Annotated in this window: 19 protein-coding genes; 12 read left to right on the forward strand and 7 right to left on the reverse strand. The window is 61.4% G+C overall.

Going from position 1 to position 24,762, the window contains the following annotated elements:
• Window positions 1-95 precede the first annotated feature (95 nt).
• The 3 genes from AC6CH8_RS15420 (at window position 96) to paaZ (ending at window position 6,682) form a co-directional block, all read left to right on the forward strand.
• Window positions 96-2,282 (forward strand): carboxypeptidase regulatory-like domain-containing protein, encoded by a 2,187-nt coding sequence (locus AC6CH8_RS15420; RefSeq protein ID WP_498191399.1) that lies wholly within the window; start codon window positions 96-98, stop codon window positions 2,280-2,282.
• A gap of 167 nt (window positions 2,283-2,449) precedes the next feature.
• Window positions 2,450-4,366 carry an S-layer homology domain-containing protein gene (locus AC6CH8_RS15425; protein ID WP_498191400.1) on the forward strand — a complete coding sequence of 639 codons (1,917 nt, stop codon included), beginning with the start codon at window positions 2,450-2,452 and terminating at the stop codon, window positions 4,364-4,366.
• A 216-nt stretch (window positions 4,367-4,582) separates the two neighbouring features.
• Complete coding sequence (gene paaZ / locus AC6CH8_RS15430; RefSeq protein WP_498191401.1) at window positions 4,583-6,682, forward strand: phenylacetic acid degradation bifunctional protein PaaZ; 2,100 nt, start codon at window positions 4,583-4,585, stop codon at window positions 6,680-6,682.
• A gap of 306 nt (window positions 6,683-6,988) precedes the next feature.
• On the opposite strand, the gene AC6CH8_RS15435 is transcribed toward paaZ, so the two are convergent.
• The 3 genes from AC6CH8_RS15435 to AC6CH8_RS15445 are packed head-to-tail and all read right to left on the reverse strand — an operon-like array spanning window position 6,989 to window position 9,462.
• On the reverse strand, window positions 6,989-7,591 hold the full coding sequence (locus AC6CH8_RS15435; RefSeq protein WP_091470557.1) for a TetR/AcrR family transcriptional regulator: 603 nt from the start codon (window positions 7,589-7,591) through the stop codon (window positions 6,989-6,991).
• 37 nt (window positions 7,592-7,628) lie between these two features.
• Entirely contained in the window at window positions 7,629-8,978 is a 1,350-nt protein-coding gene (gene paaK, locus AC6CH8_RS15440) for a phenylacetate--CoA ligase PaaK (RefSeq protein WP_091470559.1), read from the reverse strand.
• Between the two features lie 7 nt (window positions 8,979-8,985).
• Window positions 8,986-9,462, reverse strand: coding sequence for a hotdog fold thioesterase (locus AC6CH8_RS15445; protein ID WP_091470560.1), 477 nt, complete (start codon window positions 9,460-9,462; stop codon window positions 8,986-8,988).
• Between the two features lie 108 nt (window positions 9,463-9,570).
• Between AC6CH8_RS15445 and AC6CH8_RS15450 the strand changes: the two genes are divergently transcribed.
• Window positions 9,571-10,149 carry a GNAT family N-acetyltransferase gene (locus AC6CH8_RS15450; protein ID WP_091470562.1) on the forward strand — a complete coding sequence of 193 codons (579 nt, stop codon included), beginning with the start codon at window positions 9,571-9,573 and terminating at the stop codon, window positions 10,147-10,149.
• On the opposite strand, the gene AC6CH8_RS15455 is transcribed toward AC6CH8_RS15450, so the two are convergent.
• A complete protein-coding gene (locus AC6CH8_RS15455) occupies window positions 10,142-11,695 on the reverse strand; it encodes a putative bifunctional diguanylate cyclase/phosphodiesterase (RefSeq protein ID WP_498191402.1) in 1,554 nt (517 codons plus the stop codon). The genes AC6CH8_RS15450 and AC6CH8_RS15455 overlap by 8 nt on opposite strands.
• 2 nt (window positions 11,696-11,697) lie before the next feature.
• Complete coding sequence (locus tag AC6CH8_RS15460; protein WP_498191403.1) at window positions 11,698-12,744, reverse strand: hypothetical protein; 1,047 nt, start codon at window positions 12,742-12,744, stop codon at window positions 11,698-11,700.
• A 107-nt stretch (window positions 12,745-12,851) separates the two neighbouring features.
• On the opposite strand from AC6CH8_RS15460, the gene AC6CH8_RS15465 reads away from it, so the two are divergent.
• On the forward strand, window positions 12,852-13,022 hold the full coding sequence (locus AC6CH8_RS15465; RefSeq protein WP_017199100.1) for a hypothetical protein: 171 nt from the start codon (window positions 12,852-12,854) through the stop codon (window positions 13,020-13,022).
• Between the two features lie 203 nt (window positions 13,023-13,225).
• Here the strand turns inward: AC6CH8_RS15465 and AC6CH8_RS15470 are convergent, their stop codons facing one another.
• Entirely contained in the window at window positions 13,226-14,869 is a 1,644-nt protein-coding gene (locus AC6CH8_RS15470) for an ATP-binding protein (protein WP_498191404.1), read from the reverse strand.
• 221 nt (window positions 14,870-15,090) lie between these two features.
• Between AC6CH8_RS15470 and AC6CH8_RS15475 the strand changes: the two genes are divergently transcribed.
• Together AC6CH8_RS15475 and AC6CH8_RS15480 are read left to right on the forward strand one after the other, a co-directional pair.
• The gene (locus AC6CH8_RS15475) at window positions 15,091-15,474 is read left to right on the forward strand and encodes a DUF7793 family protein (RefSeq protein ID WP_498191405.1); all 384 of its coding nucleotides are present in this window, start codon (window positions 15,091-15,093) and stop codon (window positions 15,472-15,474) included.
• Window positions 15,475-15,493: 19 nt separating this feature from the next.
• Window positions 15,494-16,303, forward strand: coding sequence for a class I SAM-dependent methyltransferase (locus tag AC6CH8_RS15480; protein WP_498191406.1), 810 nt, complete (start codon window positions 15,494-15,496; stop codon window positions 16,301-16,303).
• On the opposite strand, the gene AC6CH8_RS15485 is transcribed toward AC6CH8_RS15480, so the two are convergent.
• A complete protein-coding gene (locus AC6CH8_RS15485; RefSeq protein WP_498191407.1) occupies window positions 16,304-18,523 on the reverse strand; it encodes a S9 family peptidase in 2,220 nt (739 codons plus the stop codon).
• 193 nt (window positions 18,524-18,716) lie between these two features.
• Between AC6CH8_RS15485 and AC6CH8_RS15490 the strand changes: the two genes are divergently transcribed.
• From AC6CH8_RS15490 to AC6CH8_RS15510, 5 genes are all read left to right on the forward strand, one after another.
• A complete protein-coding gene (locus AC6CH8_RS15490) occupies window positions 18,717-19,514 on the forward strand; it encodes a glycosyltransferase (protein WP_420178879.1) in 798 nt (265 codons plus the stop codon).
• Between the two features lie 17 nt (window positions 19,515-19,531).
• On the forward strand, window positions 19,532-20,974 hold the full coding sequence (locus AC6CH8_RS15495) for a glycosyltransferase family 4 protein (protein ID WP_498191408.1): 1,443 nt from the start codon (window positions 19,532-19,534) through the stop codon (window positions 20,972-20,974).
• A gap of 40 nt (window positions 20,975-21,014) precedes the next feature.
• A complete protein-coding gene (locus AC6CH8_RS15500) occupies window positions 21,015-22,538 on the forward strand; it encodes a lipopolysaccharide biosynthesis protein (protein WP_498191409.1) in 1,524 nt (507 codons plus the stop codon).
• Between the two features lie 119 nt (window positions 22,539-22,657).
• Window positions 22,658-23,743 (forward strand): glycosyltransferase family 4 protein, encoded by a 1,086-nt coding sequence (locus tag AC6CH8_RS15505; RefSeq protein WP_498191410.1) that lies wholly within the window; start codon window positions 22,658-22,660, stop codon window positions 23,741-23,743.
• Complete coding sequence (locus tag AC6CH8_RS15510) at window positions 23,744-24,553, forward strand: PIG-L deacetylase family protein (protein WP_498191411.1); 810 nt, start codon at window positions 23,744-23,746, stop codon at window positions 24,551-24,553. It begins immediately after the preceding gene.
• The last annotated feature ends 209 nt before the right edge of the window (window positions 24,554-24,762 follow it).

Here is a 24,762-nt window from a genome sequence, read left to right on the forward strand (position 1 = left end):
GCCTCGACTATCGACTGTGCACCGGTTGAGGCCATAAGATCACGAGCGGGCCGCTGACCAAGCGGCCCTTTCGTTCGCATGAACATGGGGGACCCATGAGGGGTAATTCGCGCGGCCGTTTTCGGCTCACACTCGCACTTTTAGCAGCACTCATTTTGGGCGCATTGCCCGCCGGGATCGCATCCCCGGCGTTTGCAGCAGCTGCGGGCAGTATTTCAGGAACGGTGACGGTGCCTGCGGGGGTGAACGTTACCTCGGTTGACATTTATGCCCAAGGTAAATCATTTTCTGAGACTGTCCGGCCAGACGCTGCTGGCCAGTTCACCATCCAGGGCCTCGATGCTGATGAATATCGGCTGTATTTCAGGAGCTCTGGATTCTCCCATTTGGTCATCCCCTCCTATTACGGTGGTTTCAAATTTGAAGACGCCACCCCGATCGCCCTGGCCCAAGGTGAGGTGATCGCCGGAATCAAACACACGATGACCCCTGGTGGCAGGATTAAGGGAAAGGTCGCTTTGCCGACAGGTACTAATCCCGGGAATGTTGTCGTACATGCTGAGGTTCACGGGGATCATGAAGCGGACAATGACTGGTCCCACCTTTCTGACCGCGATGGAAACTTCGAGCTTGGTCCCCTGGCGCCGGGTGAGTACGTAGTCTTTTTCAGGCAGACTTTTGGCTCCGAACCTTTTGTCGAGACTCACTATCCGGGAGTTCCCAGTGGTGACCAGGCGACAAGAATCAAGGTTGTTGACGGGCTGACCACCACGGGAATAGATCAGGTCTTGAAGCAGTCTGCATTGATCTCTGGGACCCTCTTCAGCCCAACGAGGTTTGATGGAACCGTCTTAGCGAGACCAATCAATGATCTTGCCAAGGCTGCAGGGCGCACGGATGTGAAAGCGGGAGCCTACATTATTGGGGGGCTTGAAGCGGGGTCCTACAAACTTGAATTCCAATCCCACGATGCCACTTACGCGTCCATGTGGCACGGCGGAGTTGCTCATCCATCTGCAGCCCCGTCCTTGACTCTGACTGGTACGCAGCATATTCAGGGGCTGACGGACGCAGCCGTGAGAGGTGCCACGATTAGAGGCTTCGCGGACGGCGACGTCAACTATCCGAGCGTGGACGTCGTGAACCTTGATGGAACGGTGGCGAACTATGTCAACACAGTACGTTTGCTTGAGCCCAACGAGTACGCGGTCAGTGGGTTGTTTCCCGGGACCTACAAAGTCCAATTCAATCGCTATGACCATGACAGCTACCGGACTGCCCAGGAAGGGCAGTATTACAACGCCGTGCCCGAAAACGCCGGCCTGGGGAGTGCCGCCGCCATTACGGTTGCTCCGGGCCAAACTGTCTCGAACATCAACCAAGTGAGACGTATCGGCGGAACCTTAGCAGGCAAACTTTTGGGTGCCAATGGCGCACCTTTGAAAGATGCGGCTGTTCGGGTTTACACCAAGGATGGGGTTCTGGTTACCCGTCGCGCGACAACGGCGGCGGACGGCACATTCAACGTAACTGGTTTAACAACGGGGCTCTATTTCGTGTCAGCGGAACCTGCTGGTGAGTCGGGTCCGATCTTCTCCGGCAATGTTCTCACCGAGGTCAATGCCAGGTCCGTTTCCACGTTCTCCGGGCAGAACACCGACATCGGAACACTGAGCTACGCCACCGCTTCGCAGGGTACCCGGGGCTTTGATGACGTTCCGCTCGGTGCGCAGTTTGAGGATGAAATGCAGTGGTTGGCTGACAAGCAGATTTCCACAGGGTGGGAGTCGAATGGGGCCAAAATCTACAGACCGCTAACTCCTGTTAATCGGGACGCAATGGCTGCGTTCATGTACCGGTTATCGGGCAAGCCTGCCTTCGCTGCACCAACCGGTTCCCCTTTCACGGACCTGCCCATGGGGGCGCAGTTCTACAAAGAAATCACGTGGCTAGCGGACAAGGGCATTTCCTCAGGTTGGGAAGAGGCCGACCAAACCAAGACCTACCGTCCCTTGCAGCCTGTGAACCGTGATGCGATGGCGGCGTTTATGTACCGCTTGGCTGGCGAGCCTGAGTTCACTCCACCCACGGAATCACCATTCATCGACGTGCCCGTCGAAGCCGAGTTCTACAAGGAAATCACCTGGCTTGCAGCTCAGGGCATCTCCACGGGTTGGGCTGAATCGGGCAACACCAAGTCCTTCAAGCCGTTGCTGCCCGTGAGTCGTGACGCAATGGCAGCGTTCATGTTTCGCTACAACACGAAGTTCGGCTCCATTTAGCCTGACCGATCAACCAGAAAGGGTTGGCTCCAATTCGAACGGAAACCAACCCTTTCTGCACAGAGTCCAGGTCAAACAACGGCGTTTAGAATAAATCGTTTTCTGCACTAGGATCGCGAGGGGCCGCCATTTGCGGCCCCTTCGTTCGCATGAAACATGGGGGACCCATGAGGGGTTATTCTCGCGGCCGTTTTCGGCTCGCACTCACTCTATTAGCAGCACTCATCTTGGGTGCCTTGCCTGCCGGGATCGCATCCCCGGCGTTTGCAGCAACTACGGGCAGTATCTCAGGAACGGTCACCGTGCCTGCGGGCGTGGATGTCACCAAGGTAACAGTCTTCGCTGGCCCGGAAATCGGTGGCTATCAAACGGCCAGTGTGGCCTCGGATGGAACGTTCACGGTCAGTGGACTTCCCGCGGTTAACCACTGGGTAAATTTCTCTTACTTCGAATCCCCGTCTCCGGTAGTCGGGGCCTATTACTCAACCTCTCCGGATGGTTCAAGAACGCTCGTCAGCGTTTCAGCGGGTGCCACTACCTCTGGCATCAATCAGACGCTGAAGCCCGCTGCGATGGTCTCGGGCAATATCTCGGTTCCAGCAGGTATGCCCGCTTTCACCGGGCAGGTCAGCCTTGAGGCCGGGCCTGACTACACCAAGAATGAGTTCGTGGGTTCGGCGTGGATTAGTGCCGACAAGTTGGGGAACTACACCATCGGCGGTTTGGAAGCCGGAACCTACAAGCTTCGCTTTGCGTCATTCAGCGACAAGTGGGCCACCATGTGGCACGGCGGTGTGGCCTCTGCCGGCAGTTCGCCGTCGGTGACAGTGACTGAAGGGCAGCAGCTCGCGGGCATTCAGGACACTGCAGTTGCGGCCGCCACTATCGCGGGTTCCATCGCGGGCGCACCTGCTCCGGGCCCCACGATGAGTGGTCCGGGCATGAGTATTACTGCCATTGCCCAAGACGGCACTGTTGCAGCGTCTACGGTCATGGAAACGTCGCAGACCACCTACGCGCTGAAGAACCTGTTGCCGGGTGCGTACAAGGTTCAGTTCAACCGGACCAAGGGATTCATCTCCAATTACGAGGCCCAGTTGTATAAGAACCTCCCGGAGTCCGGGGGCGCGGCTAACGCGACTCCCGTGACTGTAGCCGCCGGCCAGACCGTTTCCAGCGTCAACGCAACCGTTCGCCAGGGCGGAACGCTGACCGGGAAGGTTCTGGGCTCTACTGGTACTCCCCTGAACGGTGTGCGGGTCAACGTTTACACCAAGGATGAGTCTCTCGTTACCCGTTTCTCCTACACCGCAGCGGACGGGACCTTCAAGGTCACTGGCCTGACCACGGGACTCTACTTTGTCTCAGCGGAACCTGCTGGTGAGTCCGGTCCGATCTTCTCCGGCAACGTTCTCGCAGAGGCCAACGCCCGGTCCGTTTCCTCTTTCGTAGGCCAGAATACGGACCTTGGCACGCTGAGCTACGCGACTGCGACGCAGGGTACCCGGGGCTTTGACGATGTTCCCCTAGGCGCCCAGTTCCAGAATGAAATCCTCTGGTTGGCCAACGAAGGAATCTCCACCGGTTGGGAAGCCAACGGGTCCAGGACTTACCAGCCCCTGACCCCGGTGAATCGTGACGCCATGGCTGCGTTCATGTACCGGTTGTCGGGTGAGCCTGAGTTCACGCCGCCTGCTGTTTCTCCCTTCGCTGACCTCCCCACGGACGCCAAGTTCTACAAGGAGATCACCTGGCTTGCTGACAAAGGCATCTCCACGGGTTGGGAAGAGGCTGACAAGACCAAGACGTACCGTCCGTTGCAGCCTGTGAACCGAGACGCGATGGCTGCCTTCATGTACCGCTTGGCTGAGCAGCCCGAGTTCACGGCGCCGGCAACTTCGCCGTTCGTTGATGTTCCGGTCGGCGCTCAGTTCTACAAGGAGATCACCTGGCTTGCAGCTCAGGGCATCTCAACGGGTTGGGCCGAATCAGCTGGCAAGTCCTTCAAGCCGCTGCTGCCCGTGAACCGAGATGCGATGGCAGCATTCATGTTCAGGTTTGACGCAAAGTTCGGCGCCATCTAGCCGAGTCACCGGTCTCAAGCCAGGACACGCGAAGGGTCGGTCTCCCACCAGGGAGGCCGGCCCTTCGTTGTGTTCCAACCAAGCAGCAAAATTCCTGCTGTACTCCACCGGGCATTCATGTACCCTGTATATATTACCGAACGGCCGGTCAGTAATGTTGACTCCAGTCAGCAGGGACCGTGCCGATTTCACGTGCCTTGGAAGGACCCGTCGACGATGACCACTACCGCAGTCGCCCCGGAAACCACAGCCGTTGCAACCGTCCCCAGCTATGTCCAGGATGCATGGTGGACGCCGGCAGCCGAAGCCAGGAAAGTCCCGGTCCGTGATGCCAGCACCGGAGAATTGCTGGCCAACGTCAGCACCGACGGACTGGACCTTGCCGCCGTCGTGAATTACGGCCGCACCACCGGGCAAACTGAACTTGGGAAGCTGACGTTCCACCAGCGTGCGCTCAAGCTCAAAGAGCTGGCCATGTACCTCAACGGGCGCCGCGAAGAACTGTACGAATCCTCTTCGCAGAGCGGTGCCACCAAGATCGACAACATGATCGATATCGATGGCGGGATCGGTGTGCTCTTCACGTTCGGCTCCAAGGGTCGCCGCGAACTGCCCAACTCGCAGGTTGTGGTGGACGGTCCCATGGAGACGTTGTCCAAGGACGGATCGTTCGTCGCCGAGCACATCTACACCAGGATTCCCGGCGTCGCAGTCCAGATCAACGCGTTCAACTTCCCGGTCTGGGGCATGCTGGAAAAGTTCGCTCCGGCGTTCCTCGCCGGCGTCCCCACCATCGTGAAGCCGGCCACGCCCACGGGTTACGTTGCTGCTGCGGCGGTCAAGGCAATCGTTGAGTCGGGAATTCTCCCGGCAGGCTCCCTTCAGCTGATCTCCGGTTCTGCCCGGACCATCCTTGATGAGCTCGACTACCGCGACCTCGTTTCCTTCACCGGCTCGGCATCCACTGCCAACTCGCTTAAGGGGCACAAGAACGTGGTGCAGGGCGGCATCCGCTTCACCTCCGAGACCGACTCCCTCAACGCAGCCATCCTCGGCCCCGACGCGGTCCCCGGCACCCCGGAGTTCGACGCTTTCATCAAGGCGGTGGTCACTGAGATGACCGTCAAGGCCGGCCAAAAGTGCACCGCGATCCGCCGCGTTATCGTCCCGCAGGAGCTGACGGCCGACGTCGCTGCTGCCGTCGGTGCGCGAATCAACGAACGCGTCGTGGTTGGCGACCCGCGCGCCGATGGCGTCACCATGGGCGCCTTGGCGTCGCTGGAACAGCTCGCCGACGTCCGTGCGGCGGTTCAGTCAATGATCGACGCCGGCGGTGAGCTTGCGTACGGATCTCTCGATTCGCCGTCGGTCACCTCCGTTGGCGGCGGAGTGGGCGTAGTGGAAGACGGTGCCTTCATGTCGCCGGTCCTCCTGAGCTGGGCAGACGCCGAAGCCGAAGAGGTCCACTCACTCGAAGCTTTCGGGCCAGTGTCCTCGGTGATCGGGTACTCGGATCTCGCCGACGCCATCCGTCTGGCAGCCCGCGGCTCCGGCTCGCTGGTGGCATCGGTGTGCACCAACGATCCTTCCGTGGCGCAGGAACTGGTGCTGGGCATCGCTGCCCACCACGGCCGCGTTCACTTGCTCAACCGTGAAGACGCGCGCTCGTCCACCGGCCACGGTTCCCCGGTCCCACACTTGGTTCACGGCGGTCCCGGCCGCGCAGGTGGCGGCGAGGAGCTGGGCGGCATCCGATCCGTCCTGCACCACATGCAGCGCACGGCCATTCAGGGTTCCCCCAACATGCTGACCGCCGTTACCGGCCTCTGGCATACGGGCGCTGACCGGAACTTCACCGTAGAAACCGAGGGGGAGCACCCGTTCCGGAAGCACCTCTCCACCCTCCGCATCGGTGACGCTGTTCGCTCGGATCTTCGTGAGGTCAAGCTTGAGGACATCACTGCCTTCGCGAACTCGACGGGTGACACCTTCTACGCACACACCAACCAGGAAGCCGCCGAGGCCAACCCGTTCTTCCCCGGTATTGTGGCCCACGGTTACTTGCTTTTGAGCTGGGCTGCAGGCCTCTTTGTTGAGCCAGCTCCGGGTCCCGTGCTGGCCAACTACGGCTTGGAGAACCTGCGCTTCATCACCCCTGTTGCAGCAGGCGACTCCATCCGGGTCACGCTGACGGCCAAGAAGATCACCCCCCGCGAGACCGACGAATACGGTGAGGTGGCTTGGGACGCCGTCCTGACCAATCAGAACGACGAAATCGTGGCCACGTACGACGTCCTCACCCTCGTGGAGAAATAGCCCTCTTCCACATCCCGCGGGTTTGAGGGTGTCGCTCTATCACGTTCCGCGGGTTTGAGGGGGGTCGCTCTCTACCTACGACGAAACGCCTTTCCACGTTACGTGGGAGGGCGTTTCGCGTTCGGGGGACCAATGGTCAGGAGGGGTGTCCGCCGGCGGATCCGGCTCCTGGACGATCGGCGGGAAGCCCCGGGGGATGTGAGAGACGGTCGGCCGGGAGTCCGAGGGATGTGAGAGAAGGCCGGTGGGAAGCCCTAGGGATGTGAGAGAGGGGCGGCGGGAAGCCCCGCGGGATGTGAGAGAGCGTCAGGCGGCCGTGTGGAGGCCGTCGAAGGCCATGGTGATGACGTCGTCGGCGAGCTTCTCCGGGGACAGCGAGCCGCCCGGCTTGTACCACTCCACGATCGAGTTGATGGTACCGAACAGGAGGCGTGTGACGGTGCGCGGATCGATGTCCTGGCGCAGCGAGCCATCTTCCCGGGCAGCGGCAATCAGCTCGGCCACCTTGTGGTCGAAGGCGCGACGACGTTCCAGTGCATCACGCTCGATCTCCGTGTTGCCCCGCAATCGCAGCAGCAGGGTCACGAACGGGAGCCTGTCCACCAGCACCGCAATGGTCTGCCGCAGCACGAACTCCAGCCGAGCATCGGCGGGCCCGGACGTAGCGGCTGGCTCCTCCAGGATGGCTTCCAGCCCTCCCAATGCGTGGTCAAGGGCGAGCTTCAGAAGATCGCCCTTGGACGGCACGTGGTGGTAGATGGCTGACTTCGAGATCCCGAGGTTTTCGGCCAGGATGCCCATGGACGTAGCGTCGTACCCGTGGCGGTTGAAGACGTCGACGGCGATGCGGAGCACCGACTGCTGGTCATAACCGGGCCGTCCGCGCTTGGTGGTGGTCTCAGTAGGCATGCTGGCATTTTCTCACGATCTCTACGGGTGAACGCGTTCAGCCCTTGGGGCGCATGTCGTAAATCCGGCGGAGCTTACCGTTGGACCGCTCAAGGGAACCGGGCTCTACAACGTCAACCACGCAAGATGACCCGACGTGAATCTTGATCTGTTCACGCAAGGTGTGTGCCGCCGTCGTACCTGCCTCGGACGGAACGTTCTCGCGGCGCTCGATCTTCACGGTCAGGGAATCCATGCGTTTGCCTTCGGGGCGGGTAATTTCGAGCTGGAAGTGCGGGCTGAGCTCGGGGATGCGCAGCGCGATTTCCTCGATCTGCGATGGGAACAGGTTCACACCGCGCAGGATGATCATATCGTCGCTGCGGCCGGTGATGCGGCCCATGCGGCGGTGCGCGGGGCGTGCGGTGCCCGGCAGCAGGCGGGTGAGGTCCTTGGTGCGGTACCGGATGATCGGCAACGCTTCCTTGGTGAGGGAAGTGAAGACGAGTTCGCCGGGTTCGCCGTCGGCCAGCACGGTCGAGTGGTCGAACGGATCGATGATTTCGGGGCGGAAGTGGTCCTCCCAGATGTGGCAGCCGTCCTGCGTTTCAACAGCTTCGCCGGCGACGCCCGGGCCCATGACTTCGGAGAGCCCGTAGATGTCCGAGGCTTTGATGTTCATGGTGGTTTCAAGCTCGTGGCGCATTTCTTCGGTCCACGGTTCGGCGCCCAGGACGGCGTACTTGAGCGAAGTGGACGTGGGGTCGATGCCTTGGTGTTGCATGGCATCGGCGATGGTGAGCAGGTAGGTGGGAGTGGCCAGGATGGCGTCCGGCTTGAAGTCCTGGATGAGCTGGATCTGGCGTTCGGTCTGACCGCCGGAGATGGGGATGACGGTGCAGCCGAGCGCTTCAGCACCCGCGTGCGCGCCGAGGCCGCCGGTGAACAGGCCATAGCCGTAGGCGTTGTGGACTTTCATCCCGGGCCGGACGCCGGAGGCGCGGAAGGAGCGTGCAACCAGGGTTGCCCAGTTGGCGAGGTCGTTCTTGGTGTAGCCAACAACGGTGGGGCGGCCGGTGGTGCCGGAGCTCGCATGAATTCGCGCCACCTGATCCTGCGGGACGGCGAACATACCAAAGGGGTACTCCAGCCGGAGGTCTTCCTTGGTGGTGTAGGGGAACTTGCCGAGGTCGCTCAGCTCGCGGAGATCCGTGGGGTGCACGCCTGCTTCGTCGAACTTGCGCTTGTACAGCGGCACGCGATCGTAGGCGTACGCCACCGTGTGCTGGAGGCGGGTGAGCTGCAAGGCCTCGAGTTCGTCGCGGGAGATGGTTTCTTCACGGTCAAGCACTGGGGCGGTTTCCTTGGTTGAGGAAGCTGCGGGTGCGGCCACGGTGTTCTGCGTCATGGGTTTCCTACTTCTTGGAGATGGTGCGGCTGCGGCCACGGAACTCAGCGATGAGCTCCCCGCTAGCGGGATCGGAAGCTGTGGGATCAGAGGCGTCTTCGTCCGGGGAAGCCGCATATATCTGGATGTCGTAAAGGCCGCTTCGGCCGGTGCTCGCGCGGCGGTTTGCGACGGCGGTGATCACCTGGCCCTGGAACGCCGGCTTGATGAAGTTGATATCGACGCCGGACGCCACCGTGATGTTGGCGGCTTGCTTTGGCGTGGGGTTGGCCGGGTTGCAGGCCAGTGCGAAGGCGGTGTCGCCGAAGGCGAAGATCATTCCGCCGTGTGCCATGCCGAACCCATTGAGCATTTCCTGGCGGAGATGCATGCGGATGGTGGCGTGGCCGTCGTCGAGCTTGAGGACCTCGATGCCCATCCATTCGGACGCGTAGTCGTTCGTCAGGATGTGGTGCTGTGCACCGGAGAGGGTTGTTTCAACCATGCGTCATTGCCTCCAGCTTTATTTACCGAATGTTCATTAGGTAATCCCAGATCGCGCCACGTGTCAAGACTGGACCATGATTCGCCCGTACCTAGTAGCCTCGGAGTCATGCCCGAAATTGAGCTTCCCATCATCACCGATCGACTCATCCTGCGGCGGTTCGAGGCCGAGGACCTTGAACGGTTCCACGGTTATCAGTCGCTTCCCGAAACTGCCCGGTACCTCCTGCGCAACGAGCTGACCAAGACAAAGTCCATGGAGGTCCTCGGCAGGTACGCCAACTTCGAGTTCAACCAGGAAGGCGACTGGGTATGCCTTGCCATCGAGCGCAAGGACCACCCCGGCCTGATGGGCGAGGTGGTGCTGAAGTGGTTGGAGGGTACCGGACAAGGTGAGCTGGGCTGGATACTGCATCCGGAGGCGCGTGGCCACGGCATTGCCACGGAGGCAGCGGAAGCCGTCATGAAGCTGGCATTCGAGAAACTGGCCTTCCATCGGATCGACGCAAAGCTGGATGCACTCAACGCCGGTTCTGCTGGTATCTGCAAACGCCTGGGCATGCGGCTCGAAGCCACCCTGGTGGACAACTGGCACTACAAAGGCCAGTGGGCCACCGAGAACATTTACGCGATTCTGGACTCGGAGTGGCGCACGCGGCACCATCCGTGGACCCGGAAAATCAGCTGACGGGCCACGTCTTGTGGTGTTTCAGCTGTTCGGTCAATTGCGCTGCAGGCAAAGGACGGCTGAAGTAGTAGCCTTGGCCGCTGGTGCACCCGATGCTCAGGAGGTACTCGGCCTGCTCGGCGGTTTCCACGCCCTCCCACACAGCAGCCAGGCCGCAGGCGCGGATGAGCTGCAGTACGGCGGCGAGAAGGGCTGGCTGCGAAGGGTCGCTGCCCAGGGCGGAGAGCAGCGTCCGGTCCACTTTGACCGTATCCACGGGCAGTTGGCGAAGGTAGCTGATGGAGGAGTAGCCGGTGCCGAAATCGTCAATCTCCAGTCCCACGCCAAGGCGGCGCAGGCTGTTGAGCGTGTAACGGTCCAGGTCGTTGCCTTGGATCACGGCGCTTTCGGTCAGCTCCAGGACCAGTAGCGACGGGTCCAGGTCGGCTGATACCAGCGCCTCGCGAACGTCTTCAATGAACTCAAGACGCTGCAGGTCCGCAGCTGAAACGTTGATGCGCATGCTGAAGTTGTGGCCCGCCGTCAGAGGGTCGGTACGCCATTGCTTCAACTGCTCGACGGCGGTGCGGAGCACCCAGCCGCCCAGATCGGAGATCATTCCCGTTTCCTCGGCAATGGGAATGAACTCATCCGGCATGATGATTCCACGGGTGGGGTGGTTCCAGCGGACCAGGGCTTCCACCCCCTCAATCTCGCGGGTATCCAGCCTGATGATGGGCTGGTAATAGAGCACCAGCTGAGAATCGGTGATCGCCTCTTTGAGCTCGCCCACCAGTTGGTTCCGCATTTGCCGGGCCAGCAGCATGTCAGGGGCGAACACCTTGAGCTTGCCGCGCCCGTCCGCCTTGGACTCGTACATGGCGATGTCCGCTTCCATCATGAGCTCTTCTGCACGCTGGCCTGGATCGGCCATCCGGAGCCCCATGCTGACCCCGCAGCGGAGGTGTTGGCCCTCAATCTCCATCGCCCCCACCACGGCGGCGAGGATTCGGCTGCCAATGGCGCTGGCCTCTGCAGGGGTCACCTCCGGAAGCAGGACAGCGAACTCGTCGCCGCCCATGCGGGCAACCATGTCCTGCTCGCGGACCGCACCGCTGATACGGTTCGCCACCGTTTCCAGGACTTTGTCACCGATGGTGTGGCCAAGTGAATCATTGATGGCCTTGAAGCCATCCATATCCAGCAGGAGGATCCCCGGCCGTTTGTTGCCTTGCACGCCGTTCGCTTGCGCCTTGCTCAGGGCGGTGGCGAAAGCGGAGCGGTTGTTCAAACCCGTCAGGGGATCCGTCATGGCCATGCGCTGCATCGCAAGGTGCGCTTCGTTGAGCTGTTGTGTCCGGGCTTGCACCCTTTGCTCCAGCTCCTCATAGACGATCTGTAGATCTTCGGCCAAGAGGTTGGTGCCCATGATCACGGCGTCAATCTCGTCGCGTGCCTCGGAGACCCGGATCCTGGTGTTCAGGTCTCCGGCCGCCAACCTGACGATGCCTTCCAGTAGGAGCCCCAAACGGGGGTCATTCGCGGAGTACATTTCTGAGTCAGACATGCTCACTCCCCGTGCGGCCCGCCCCGGACGCTTTGCCGAAGATGCTCGCGAACGGCTGCGCTGCGCTCGGGCAGGGCCGCTTGGTCGAAGAGCTTTGCTGCTTCTTCGAAAGCAGCCATGCCTTCTTCATGTCGCTCGGACGCCAGCAAGGTCCGTCCGAACAGGAAATGGGCTTCGGCGGACGTTTGGGTAGCCAGAATGGAGGAACGAGAGCAAAGGGGTTCAAGGATCGCCAGGGCTTCCTGCATATCGCCGGCGAGGTAATTCCAATGGGCGCGGACCAAGGACATTTCCAGATGATCCCGCTCGGAACCGCCCACAATATCGGTAGCGAGCTCTGCCCTTTCAATGCAGCGAAGGGTCGCCGCGTCACCGAGTTTTGCCTGCAACCGCATTTCCGCGGAGGCGCGGTTGAAGCGAGCCCACAAATCAACGTCCTTTGACGGTGAAAGCCTTTCGGCGGCCAGATCGTGGTACCGACCCCCATCTGCAACGCGATCAGCCAGGAAAGCAACGTTTCCGATGACCCAGTAACCCTTGCCCGCGGTGTCTTCATCAATGTCATCAGAAATCAACGTCTCAAGAACAAGGCATTCCCGCCACGCATCGTCCAGCAGCCGGCTCTCAGCCAAGGCCGCGATGAGAGCGCGTTGGGCAAGGACCTGAACATAGAGGAGATCCGGGTCCGTGGCGGCAAGTTTTGCGGCGTCGGCCGCCATGGTTGCGGCTTCGGCAAGTCGGCCGAGGCCTTGCAGCCCGATGGCTACCATTGTTCCTGCCTTGGCACCGAGCTCGGCTGAGGACGCTGTGAGGCTGTGATCATTGAGGGAGGTCGCCAGTGCCAGGTATTCCTCGATGGTCCCCTGGTCACGGAGGCACTCCGCCTGCAGGTAACGCATGTTCCACCAGGCCAGTTCGTCGCCGGCCTCCCTGGCGAGTTCCGCAGCCTCTGCTGCCATCTTGAAGGCCTCGTCAAAGTCCCGCGCCTTCCATTTGGCGCGTGCATTGAGTCCGGCAACAAGGTGGGTGGCCAGGTGAGGACTTTGCATGTGCCCATTATCCATGTCATTGCGGAAGAAAAGCTCGTATAGTTTGCCCCGTGACTTTATTCAAGTCACAGTCAATAAATTCGCATCAGTACGAAAGGGCATAGCGGATGAAAAAATTTGCGGCAACCCTGCTCATGGCGGCAGTTCTGGCAGTAACGGGATTCGCTGCTCCGGCTAATGCCGAGCCTACGCAGGACAGTACGGCAATCGGCTGGTGGCCGAACAGCACCACCACAGGTAAGACGAACACCACCAGCATCGGTTGGTGGCCGAACTAAACATTGGGGGAGCGCCTCTCAAGGCCATACGAGCTAAATTGATGCCCTGGGCTGCTGCCCGGGGCATCAGTTTTGTTTCTTTGCATGTCGAGCATTAGTGACCACGGATCACATCTTCCGGGCCTGGCAACGACACCGCTGTCACAGTCCCGGAGGGCGCAGCCGAAACCTGTCACTGAAGCGGCCGGTTACAGCTAGCCAGCCTAGGGTCCTCCCACCGGCAACTCCACGGATACCGTGGTCCCGGATCCCAAAATGGAGTCAAAGGCCATGCGGCCCATATGGCGGCTGATGATGTCGTTTGCGATCGCCAGCCCCAATCCGCTGCCCGGTACTGCCGCAGAGGTGGCGTTGGACGCGCGGTAGAAGCGCGTCAGGATGTGGGGGAGGTCGTGTTCCGGGATGCCAAGGCCATTGTCTTCGATCTGCACAAGGGCTGCCCGTCCGCCATTCTCGGAAGCTGCCATGGCGCTGGTGATGCCAACACGGCCGCCCTCGGGAGTGAACTTGATGGCGTTGGCCACGATGTTGGTGAACACCTGTTCAAGCTTTGCTTCATCGGCAGTGACTTCAATGTCTTCGGTCGCCTCCGTAAAGGACACGGAAACATGGCGCGATTCTGCCAACGGCCGGAGAGTTGCCACCACCACCTGCAGGAGCTTGTCGAGGTCGACCGGCTTGAGGTCCAGGTTGCTGCCGTCCTGCATGGAGACTGTGAGCATGTCCTCAATCAGCCTGCGCAAGCGGTCCGAGTTGCGGGCAATAACGTCCAGCATTTTCCTGATGCCCTCGGGAACCGGGCCTCCGGAGCCGTCCTGGATCATATCCAGGTAGGCGGTGATGGAGGTGAGGGGTGTCCGTAGCTCATGGTTTACGGTGGCCAGGAAATCAGTCTTAGCCTTGTCCAGTTGCCTCAACTGGTGCAGGACGCGCTGCTGGGCACTGATGAGGTGGCCTTGGATGAGCCCGTGGGCTACGTTCCCGGCGACGTGCTGCATCAAGGCGATCTCGGCACGCGTCCAGTCGTGACGCTCCTGCACAGTGGACAACAGGATGATGCCCATGGCGGAAGCGCCTTCGCCGACAGGAAGCAGCACAGTGGATATGGGTTTAAGTTCGCCGGACCACTCCTGAAGTGCTTTGGCGATCTTCGAGTCAGGGTCTTCCCGGTGGTCCGCTACCGCGAGGACGTCCGCCTCGGCCCAGAGCCGGTTTGCCGTTTCGATGATGATGTTTTCGCTCTCGCCCAGCCTTGCCGGCAGCAGCGGAAGTCCCGGACGGTTCCATTGCGCCCGGATGCTGGGGACCCGTTCATCGCGGAAGGTGGCGAACCAAACATGGTCTGCGCCTAAGGCCTCGCCAAAACCGCGAACCACGTGCTCGGCGATCAGCTGCGGATCGTTGGTCTGCCGAATTGCCGAAGAGACGTTCCGGAGGCTTTCCCGCAGTGCTTCGATTTCGCCACGGGAGCGTGCACGCTCCTTTGCACGACCGATCAGGGTTTCAACCCGGTGGACGAGTTCCCCGGGCCGGACCGGGTTGATGAGGTAGTCAGCTACGCGCCAGGACTCCACTTCCTCAAGGTCTACAGACTCCTGAGCACCAAGAAGCAGCAGGACAGGAACCCCTGGACTGCCAAGTTCATGGGCAAGGGCGTTCTCAGCCACCACCACTGAGGGGCGGAGTTGCTGGAGATGCAAGGCCATGGAGGCGGTGTCTGCGGCGGGGAAAACCTGGAAGCCCGCTGCACGAAGCACGGACGTGGTGGCCGTCAGACGGTCATGGTCTGAGTCCGCCACGACAGCCGAGCGGGAGGCATGCTGTTCACCGGCAACGGTCTCGCCCACTGAGCCCCTTCCGTTCCACCATTGGTCCACAATATTTCAGGATTTGGCAACACCCTATCAGCGGCATAGCGGCCAGTGGCCGCCCAACTCCAAACGAGCTTTTTGAGTCGTGGGACACACCTTTACTTTGGCTCCCGGATTCGACAGCCTTGAGGCAGTGAGTGTGGGGGATCCATTTCGGATTTCCACCGCAGCCGTTTGGAAACAGTGCGAGGAGAATCGTGGACCACCCAGCGACACCGCAAGACCACCAACAGGTGACATTCGAGTTGGAACTCGAAGAGCCTGGGATCCTGCGCCTGACATGGCCGCGTGGCGCCCGGATTAAGGAACAGGATGCCCAAAGGGCCATGGACAGGGTCAACGAAATTTGCGGGTCGGACCGGCATCCCATGATTGTTGACATGGCAACTACGGACGACGTCACCAGGGGCGCCCGATCGGTGTTTGCCAAACCTTGCCAGGCTTCCCGCATCGCCCTGTGGGGTTCGTCCCCAGTGGACAGGGTCATCGCCAACTTCTTCCTGGGCATCATGAAGCCGCCGTGCCCCACCAAGTTCTTCACCTCCGAAACAGAAGCGTTGGAGTGGCTGGTGGAGGCATAGAGCCCCATATATTTGGAGAATGTTCTCTGCGCTCAGGAAGTACCTGCTGATACCTCGCCTCATCAGGCTGTCCTCTGCAGCCCCGAAAGACCCGCTCACAGCCTGGGACCAGTACTGGGGAAACGTTCGTTCAACCGGCGCAACGGGCGATGTCCTGTGGGATTCGGGAAGCGCCCATGAACTCAATGGCTATCTCCACACGCTGAAGCAACTGGACCCCACGCTCCCGATAGTTGACGTCGGGTGTGGGAACGGTAGCTTCACCCGGCTGCTGGCGCAGCATTTTCCACACGCACTGGGGCTCGACTACTCCGCTAATGCCGTGGACCGCGCGCGCCAGGAAGCGGCCGGGATCACGACGGCGTCATTCGCCGTGTGTGACATGACGGCACCTGGCGCCGTGGAGGCCGTGGCGACGGCCCTTGAAGCTGCGGGTTGGGCCGGGGACGCAAACGTGTTCATCCGAGGTGTCCTGCACGTACTGGACCGCAGCGGCCAGTCCGCTTTGGCCGCGAACCTTCTGCCCGTCGTCGGAAGCCGCGGTGGCGTTTTCCTGGCCGAGACCAACTTCCCTGGCACGCCTGTGGACTACGTCAGCCACCTCGGGGCAACCCGAAACTCGATTCCTGCGCCGCTCGAGGGGGCAATCCGGGGACTTCCGATGCCTGGCCGCTTTGGTGCCGCGCAACGGGCCAAGGCCTTCCCGACGGCGGACTGGAACCTTGTGGAGGAAGGCTCAGCGAGCATCGAGACGCGCCCGCTGAGCAATCCGTCATCCCCGGACATTATCCCTGGCTACTACGCATTGCTACGGGCACGCCGAGCGTAGCTATTTGAGACCGGCGCCCGGAAGCAGTTCCGTGGCACCAAGGGAGTCGGCCACGAAAGCGTAGTCCCAGGCCCGCTCGCGCCATTGCACATAGCGGCCCGATGCGCCGCCGTGGCCGCCGTCCATCTCGATTTTCATGACGATCGGCTCGGTCCCCGTGGACGCTGAGCGCAGCGCCTGGACCCACTTTGCGGGCTCCACATAAAGCACACGCGTGTCGTTGAACGAGGTGACGGCGGCGATCTTGGGGTAGGCCACGGTCCCCACATTCTCGTACGGAGTGTAGGACTTCATGTACGCGTAGGCCTCCGGGTCCGTGATGGGGTTGCCCCATTCCTCCCATTCCAGGGCGGATAGCGGAAGCTCAGGATCCAGGATGGTGGTCAAGGCGTCCACAAAGGGCACCTGCGCCACTATGGCGGCGTACTTTTCCGGGGCCATGTTGGCGACCGCGCCCATGAGCAGGCCGCCAGCGGATCCGCCCATGGCAGCTATACGCGTGGGGTGGACCCAACCGGACTCCGCCAGCCAGTCGGTGGCTGCGATGAAGTCCGTGAAGGTGTTCTTCTTGGTGAGTTTCTTGCCGTCTTCGTACCACTTGCGTCCCAGTTCACCGCCGCCGCGAATGTGGGCGATCACCATGACGATTCCGCGGTCCAGAAGAGACAAGCGGGCCACTCCGAAGCCCGGATCCATGCTCATTTCGTAGGATCCATAGCCGTAAACCAATCCGGCGGCCGTGCCATCCTTCTGGACCGATGCGTGACGCAGCACTGACAGCGGAACCTTTGTGCCGTCGTCGGCCGTGGCCCATTCACGGGTTGCAACGTAATCGGAAGCCGAGTAGCCGCCCAGAACCGGGCTTTCCTTGCGGAGCAGCAACTCGCCACCGGGTTGTTCTGCAGTGGGCAGGACGAAGTCGTAGACGCGCGACGGCGTGAAGTAGGAGGTATAGCCCATGCGGATCACCGGAGCTTCGTAGTCGGAGCCGGATACACCCGCGGTGTAAAGCTCATCATCGAAGGCAGGCTCCACGGGCGCCCCTTGAGCAGCTGTGCCCAGGCCCGCCAGCGGGAGTACCTGCACGCGCTCGATGGTGTCCTTCCGCACGGACAACATTAGGTGCGTGGCGGTCACGCCCGCGCCGTTGACGCGAACGTCGTCGGAATGCTCGACGACGGTCCGCCAGTCCTGCTCGGCGAGCGGCCTGGAGAGCTCTGCCGGATCCACCAGGCTCACCATCGAATTGATGGCACCCTTGTTGTGGGTCAGGAGCAGTGTTTCCTTGCCGTCAAGGAGGAAGGGCTCGGCCTCGTAGAGGACACGGTGGTCGCGGGAAATGACGGTGCTGAGGCCGGCGTCGTAATCGTCGAAGCGGAGCAGCCGCGTTTCACTGAACTCGGAACAGCCGATGCTGAGCACCAGGTGGCGGCGGTCGGAGGAGAGGTCGAAGCCGAGCCACATGGCGACGTCGTCCTCCTGGTAGAGGACCTCATCATCAGCCACAGGCGTGCCCAGGACGTGGGCCTTTACTTGGTAGGGACGCCACGAATCATCAACCACGGTGTAGAAGAGCCTGGTGCCGTCGGGGGAGAAAGCCACCCCGTAGAAGATGTCTTCTATAACGTCCGGGAGAAGCTCGCCGGTCCGCAGATCCTTGATCCGCAAGGTGAAGCGTTCGTCTCCGGAGTTGTCCACCGCGTAGGCGTAAAGGTTGCCGTCGATAGTCACCGCGGCACCGCCCACGCTGAAGAACGGCTGGCCCTCTGCTTCAATATTGCCGTCCAGGAGCACCTGCTCGCCGGGAAGCTCAACGCCTGCTTCAACCGCCGGGGGAGTCCAGTCAGCCACAGGATCGCCCGTGTTGGCGGCCAGGACGCGGCACTGGATGCTGTACTCCTTGCCCTCCACCGAACGGCTGTAATACCACCAGCCATCCTTGCGGCTGGGTACCGACAGATCCGTTTCCTGGGTGCGGCCCTTGATCTCCCGGAACATCGCTTCGCGCAGCGGTTCCTGGTGCGCCGTCACCGCTTCCTGGTACGCGTTCTCTGCCTTGAGATGGTCAACAACCTCGGCCGATTCCTTGTCCCTGAGCCACTCGTAGTTGTCCACGAAGACATCGCCATGGTGTTCGCGGCGGGTGGGGACCTGCTTGGCGACAGGAGGCTGGAGTGTGGGTTCCTTGGCAGCGGCAGGCGCGGAAGAAGTGTGGCTCATGTGGCCACTCTATAGACGGGCTCTGACACAGAACCAGCAATTTCGCTCAGAGCGCCCGGGACACCTTTGGCAGCCATATTAATCCATGACGTGGAGCACAACGCCCGGATTCGCGTCATGACTTGCGTAGTAACCCCACTGCATATATTGCGAGCACGAATTTTGTCCCCGTTCCCGGATATTGGAGGTTCTGATGGTTCCGCTTCACGCACACAGCGTTCATGTCGGCAAGAGGGGTCGCCTTCAAGCACGGCGACATCCAGACTCGTTGCGTCGCTCCCACGTAGACCTCGAAGTCATCATTCCTGCCTACAACGAGGCAGGAAGAATTGCCAGCACACTGACGCAAACAGTGGACTTCCTGGCCGTTCAGCCGTGGTCTTCGCGCATTGTGGTGGTGGATAACGGCAGCGTGGATGAGACTGCTGCGGTGGTCCACCGGATCTCCCGGGAAAAGGGAGATGCAGTGCCGATCTCAGTGCTGGGGTGTTCCCGTCGCGGAAAAGGGGCAGCTGTCCGCCGTGGCCTCCTCAGCGGGACGTCCAGGTACACGGGCTTCTTTGACGCCGATCTCGCCACGCCGCTGGCGACGCTCACTGAAGCCATGGCGCAACTCGCGAGTGGCGCTGCAGCGGTTATCGCCTCCCGTCACGCCCCGGGATCCACCTTTGTTGTGCCCCAGCACATCGGGCGCCGAATGGGCGGCACGGCCTTCCGGGCTCTGACCAAATCAAAGGTCAAAGGCATCCAGGACACCCAGTGCGGCTTCAAGTTTTTCGAACGTGATGCCCTCACCGCTGCCATGGTGCAGTGCCGCAGCACGGGCTTCGCCTTCGATGTGGAACTGCTTCTTCGGCTCCAGGACAACGACGCCAGCATTGTGGAACTCCCCGTGGCCTGGACCGATGGAGCCGAGTCCACGTTCCGTCCCTTCCAGGACGGAGTGGCCAGCTTTGCCTCAGTGATTCAACTTCAGAAAGCAACATCGTGACGGACGGCTCAACTGACATGAACTCCCCAACCCAACTCGCTGGGAAGCACGTACTGGTGCTCAACTGGCGCGACGTCAAGCACTCGCAGGCTGGCGGCGCCGAGCAGTACATGCATGAGATCTCCCGTAGATGGGTGAACAGCGGAGTTCGTGTCACATGGTTTACCGGCCAGGACATCGGCCAGTCAGCCGAGGAGAGCATTGACGGCATCCGTATATTGCGCGGTGGCGGAGCGCTCTCCATCTATGGGCAGGCCGCACTCAGGCTCCTGCGCACCAACGGTCAGTTCGATGCCGTGGTGGATTGCCAAAACGGAATACCCTTCTTTTCTCCGTTGTTCCTGCGCGGGGAAATCCCGATCGTCCAACTGGTCCACCACGTTCACCAAGAGCAGTTCCGCACTCGGTTCTCCCCGCCCATGGCCGCCGTAGGCCGCTTCCTCGAAAGCAGTGGCGCCAAGACCGTGTATGGGCAGCGCGCCATCGTAGCGGTATCGCCGTCAACGCGCATGGAACTGCGAAAGCTTGGATTCGGGGGCCCCATCCACGTGGTGCCGAACGGTACCATCGACATTCCGCCCACAGTCGCCGCGCGGGCCGCTGAGCCGACTATCGCCGTCGTGAGCCGGCTGGTGCCCCACAAGCGATTGGACCTGCTGCTGGGCCAGTTCGCCGTGGCCGCCCGGAGACTTCCCAACCTGCGGATGGACATCGTCGGGGACGGTCCCGAACGGGCGCGGCTTCAGCAACTGGCCATGGACCTCGGCCTGGACCACGCCATCACTTTCCACGGATACCAACCCAACGAGGTCCGTGACAACCTGTTGAGCCGGGCATGGATGACTGCCACCACGTCGGCATCAGAAGGCTGGGGTTGTTCAGTAATCGAAGCCGCAGCCTGGGGAGTGCCGTGCTTGGCGCTGCGGGTTCCCGGAATCAGGGATTCGGTAGTGGACGGCCGTACGGGATGGCTGGTGGACCATCCCACGGACTTCGGATCTGCCATGGTTGATGCAGTCACTGAGTTGACCGAACCCGAGGCAGCCATCATCGTCTCCGGCGAGTGTCGTGAATGGGCCCGCTGCTTTACCTGGGACCGCACCACCATGCTGCTCACAGGGGTGCTCTTGGAGGAAGCGAAGATGCGCCGCGACGGCGGAGATCCACGGGCCTTCCACTCGGACTTGTCCACCCTGGTTCAGTTCGAAGTGCCTGCGCAGTTTGAAGTGCCTGACGGTATTGATTTCACAGCCGCCCTGAGGCCGACCGACGAGTATGCCCTGGCCGACGGTCACGTCTCAATCATCATGAAGGGCAGGGACGAGTTCGAGGCTTTCGCCGCGATGAAGAAGATCGGCGTGGCCACTGCAGACATCCGATCGGCAGGCCGCAGCACGCTTCTTGCCGGACCGGGAAGTGTCTTTGCTCCGGCCGAAGCCAACGATGGCCAGCAACGGTAGCTGATCAGTGGATTTATCCGAACAGGCCATAACCACCGCAGTGAACTTGAGGCCCAGGGCTGAAAGCAGGCAAAGGACGCCGGACCAAGACGTCAACATAGCTCAAAACAGTGGCTTCCTCGCTGTGTCCGCCGGCCTGGTGGGCGTGGTGAGCTACGCATGCACGCTGCTGATGGCAAACATGCTGGGGACAGCGGATTACACACAGTTCGCGGCTGCCGCAATGATCCTCGGCGTTGTGGGGATCGTGGCCAATGCGATGGTTCCGCTTCCGCTGTCGCATGTGGTTGCGGTGCATCCGGAAGGCTCCGAAGAGCGGCGGAACGGCGTGGCCTTCTCCGTCTTCGTGTCCTGCCTGGCGGGTGCTTCCGCAGCCGCCATTGCCGGCGGCGTAACTCTCGCGCTTGCCACTCCCGTCCTGGCAGCAGCGGTGGCTCTGGCAGCCTTTGTCATTTTCGTTGTGAATGCGCCCGCCGGGTGGCTTCAGGGCGAACTCCGCTTCACGTGGTACGCAGTGTCAACCATCGGCGAGGTTGTCTTGCGGTTGATCTTCAGCCTGCTGGTGATCGTGATGGCATGGGGTGCCGGGGGAGCTGTCCTCGGTTTTGTCGTGGGGTGCCTGGCACCGCTGGTGGTGCCGTGGTCGTTCTATCGGGATCTCCGCTGGCGTCCGCGGGTGTTGCTCGAGAAGTGGCGATGGGCCGAAACGAGCGATATCGCGTCGGTTCTGTGCGTCGTGTCCGTGCTGGTGGGGATCGACGTCGTAGTGGTCGGCTTTCTGGACAATGGCTCGGCTGAGGCGGCAGGTTTCCAAGCGCTCGCCACCATTGCAAAGGGGCCCGTTTACGTAGCTGCGGGAACCGCGCTGGTTGCATTTCCCTTGCTTCGAACCCCTGGGGTCAAAGTTGGCGAGGTGCTGGGCGCTTCCTTCGCCTCGTTCGGGCAGCTTGTGGTGGTGGCCTTCGCCATCATCGCCACGGCACCGCCCCTGATGTCCGGCGTCATTGTTCCGCAGAAGTATCACGGCTCCCTTGGACTCCTGCCATGGCTGGCGGCTTCCGGCCTCGGCTATGCCGTCCTGATGGTGCTCGCCACCATACTCCTTGCCATGCGTGCCTACCGCCGCTGCCAAATCGGCCTCGCTTGTGCGTGTCTTCTGGTTATTGGCGGGCTGTGGATCGGCTGGCAGCTAAACGCCGTCTCGGGAATGGCTGTGGGATCTGCCGTCGGTGCGGTCACCGCTGGCTTGGTCCTGACACTGTTGGCGCGTCCCGTGCTGGCGTCTGCCAACCCGGGAAAGGGGACGGGCAGGTTCGCCCTCCTGGCGTTCGCCTTGATCATGGTCCTCGCCGTCGCCGCCCACCTGCAGCCCTTGCTCTGGTTGCTTCTCGCCGGCATCAGCGGTGCCACCGTTCTTGCCCACCAGCGCGGCATGCTGCCGCGCAGAAATGACTTCAAGATTTCCCGACGTCGGCAGGTTGGCAGGCGCAGCAAATCAACCGGCCGCCGGTCGCATAAGGCACCGCACGGACGTGCTTCCCAAAGCCGATGCCACTGCTCCTGATTCAGGGGAGGTGTACCGGGCAGGATGCCCTTCAGAGATTCAGAGACGGAAAGACAGCGATGAGAGTTTTGCATTTGGGCTTTGAAGATCCACGCATGCCGGGGGCAGGCGGAGGATCCGTGCGAACCCAGGAAATCAATCGCCGCCTGGCGGGAAGGGGCTTCCATGTCACAGTACTGACGACGCGCTATCCGGGCTGGCAGGAACGCATCGAAGACGGTGTGCACTATGTGCCCATTGGCTTCGGAACGGGCAGTAACCGCCTGACCAGGCTGTTGGCCTATGTTGCCCGGCTGCCCTTCGAGGTATGGAAGCGCCGGTCAACTGCTGAGCTGGTGGTGGAGGATTTCTTCGCCCCGTTTTCCACCATGGCCGCACCGCTATGGACCAAGCGCCCCACCATCGGTGTTGTCCAATGGCTGCATGCCAAGGACAAAGCACGGCAGTACAAGCTGCCTCTTCACTGGATAGAGCGACTGGGCGTGCGGAAACACCGCAGGCTCATCTCGGTTTCCCAAGGCATCGGAGATCGGTTAAAGGGACTGAACCCCAACGTGCATGTGGACGTCATCGGCAACGGCGTGGATCCCGCAGTATGGAACAACGAGCCCCGACTGGGGCAGGACGTCCTTTTCGTCGGACGCCTCGAGTACGGGCACAAGGGCTTGGATCTCCTCCTGGAAGCCTGGGCACATGCCTGCGAGAGGGTTGAGGGCAACCTTCTGATAGCGGGCACAGGCCCGGACGAGGAACGGTTGCGCACATCAATTCAAGAGGCCGGTCTCTCCGAGCGCGTGCAGATGCTCGGGTGGCTGTCCGGGGAAAGAAAGTTCCGGGCTCTCACCGACGCCCGGTTGCTGGTAGTGCCCTCGCGGCACGAGACGTTCGGGCTAGTAGCCATCGACGCACTCGCGGCAGGCACTCCGGTTATTGCCTTCGACATTCCTTGCCTGAGAGAGATCATTCCTCCGGGTACGGGCTGGATAGTCGAGGCCTTCGATGTTCTGGCACTGGCTGATGAAATTGCCTCCCGTTACTCCCAGACGGGACTGGAGCACGTGGCTGAGCAAGGGCGGAAATTTGCCGCCGGTTACAACTGGGATGCGCTCGCCGATTTGCAGGCGCAGGCTTACCGCACTGCTCTCACTGAACTGAAGAATCCTCAAATCCGGCGGCCACAGGCCGGCGACGCAGAAAGGGCTTGAATGCCGCTCCGATCACGAGTCGAACATTCCATGGCGGGCGATGCCCCCTGGCTGTTCCTGTCACCCCATCTTGATGATGCAGTCCTGTCATGCGGCGCGCTTATTGAAGCCCAGGCCCAAGGGCGGCAGATCATTGTGGCCACGCTGTTCACTGAGGCAGTGCCATCACCCCATACGCGTGCAGCCCGCTCCTTCATGCGCCAATGCACCGTTTCGGATGCGGGGGAACTGTTCCGAGCCAGGCAGTCAGAGGACCGCGCAGTGCTGCAGGACATGGGAGTTCAATCCATCCACCTCGGTGAAGTGGACGCGCTGTTTCGACGACGGCGCAAGCCACCGGTGCTGGGGAGCAGCGCGTGGGAGAGGCTGCTCCCGGAGCTCACCCACCGCTACCCCACGTACCGGTTCGACATCGCGCTGGGAAGGATCGCCCAGGGTGATCGAGCACTCATCCGCCAACTCCGTTCCGACGTCGCCGGACTCATGACACAAACCCAAGCTGAGCTTTTGTTTTGCCCCGCGGGGGTGGGGAAGCATGTGGACCACCTGATCACCCGGGAGGTAGGCAAAGGACACCCGGACAACGTTGTGATGTATTCAGACTTCCCCTATGATTTGGCAGCCGGCCCGGACGAAACGCATATGTCCAAATTGGGCTTTGTGCCATGGACCTGGGATACCGGACTCGACGCAAAACCCGGGCGAATCAGGCAGTATTCCACGCAGGCAGATGCCCTATTCCCCAGCGGAGTAATCCCACGGAAACCGGAAACGTACTTTGTACCCGGACTTACTAACGGCAGTGCCTGATGACTTCTGTTGCACTCAAGGTATCTCGGCCGAGGAATCGAGCGCGGAGGTCTGCCCGTGCCTCGCAGAGGGCGTTGCGGGGACACTTGTGGGTTGCAGTCCTTGTAGGCTTGTTGGCCACGGTCTTCCGGGTGTTCGGTGTTCAACGGGCCAATGACGTCTTCATTGACGAAGTAACCTACGCAGACATTGCAAGGCAGATAGCGGAC

It is taken from the genome of Paenarthrobacter sp. GQ52 (assembly GCF_059759005.1).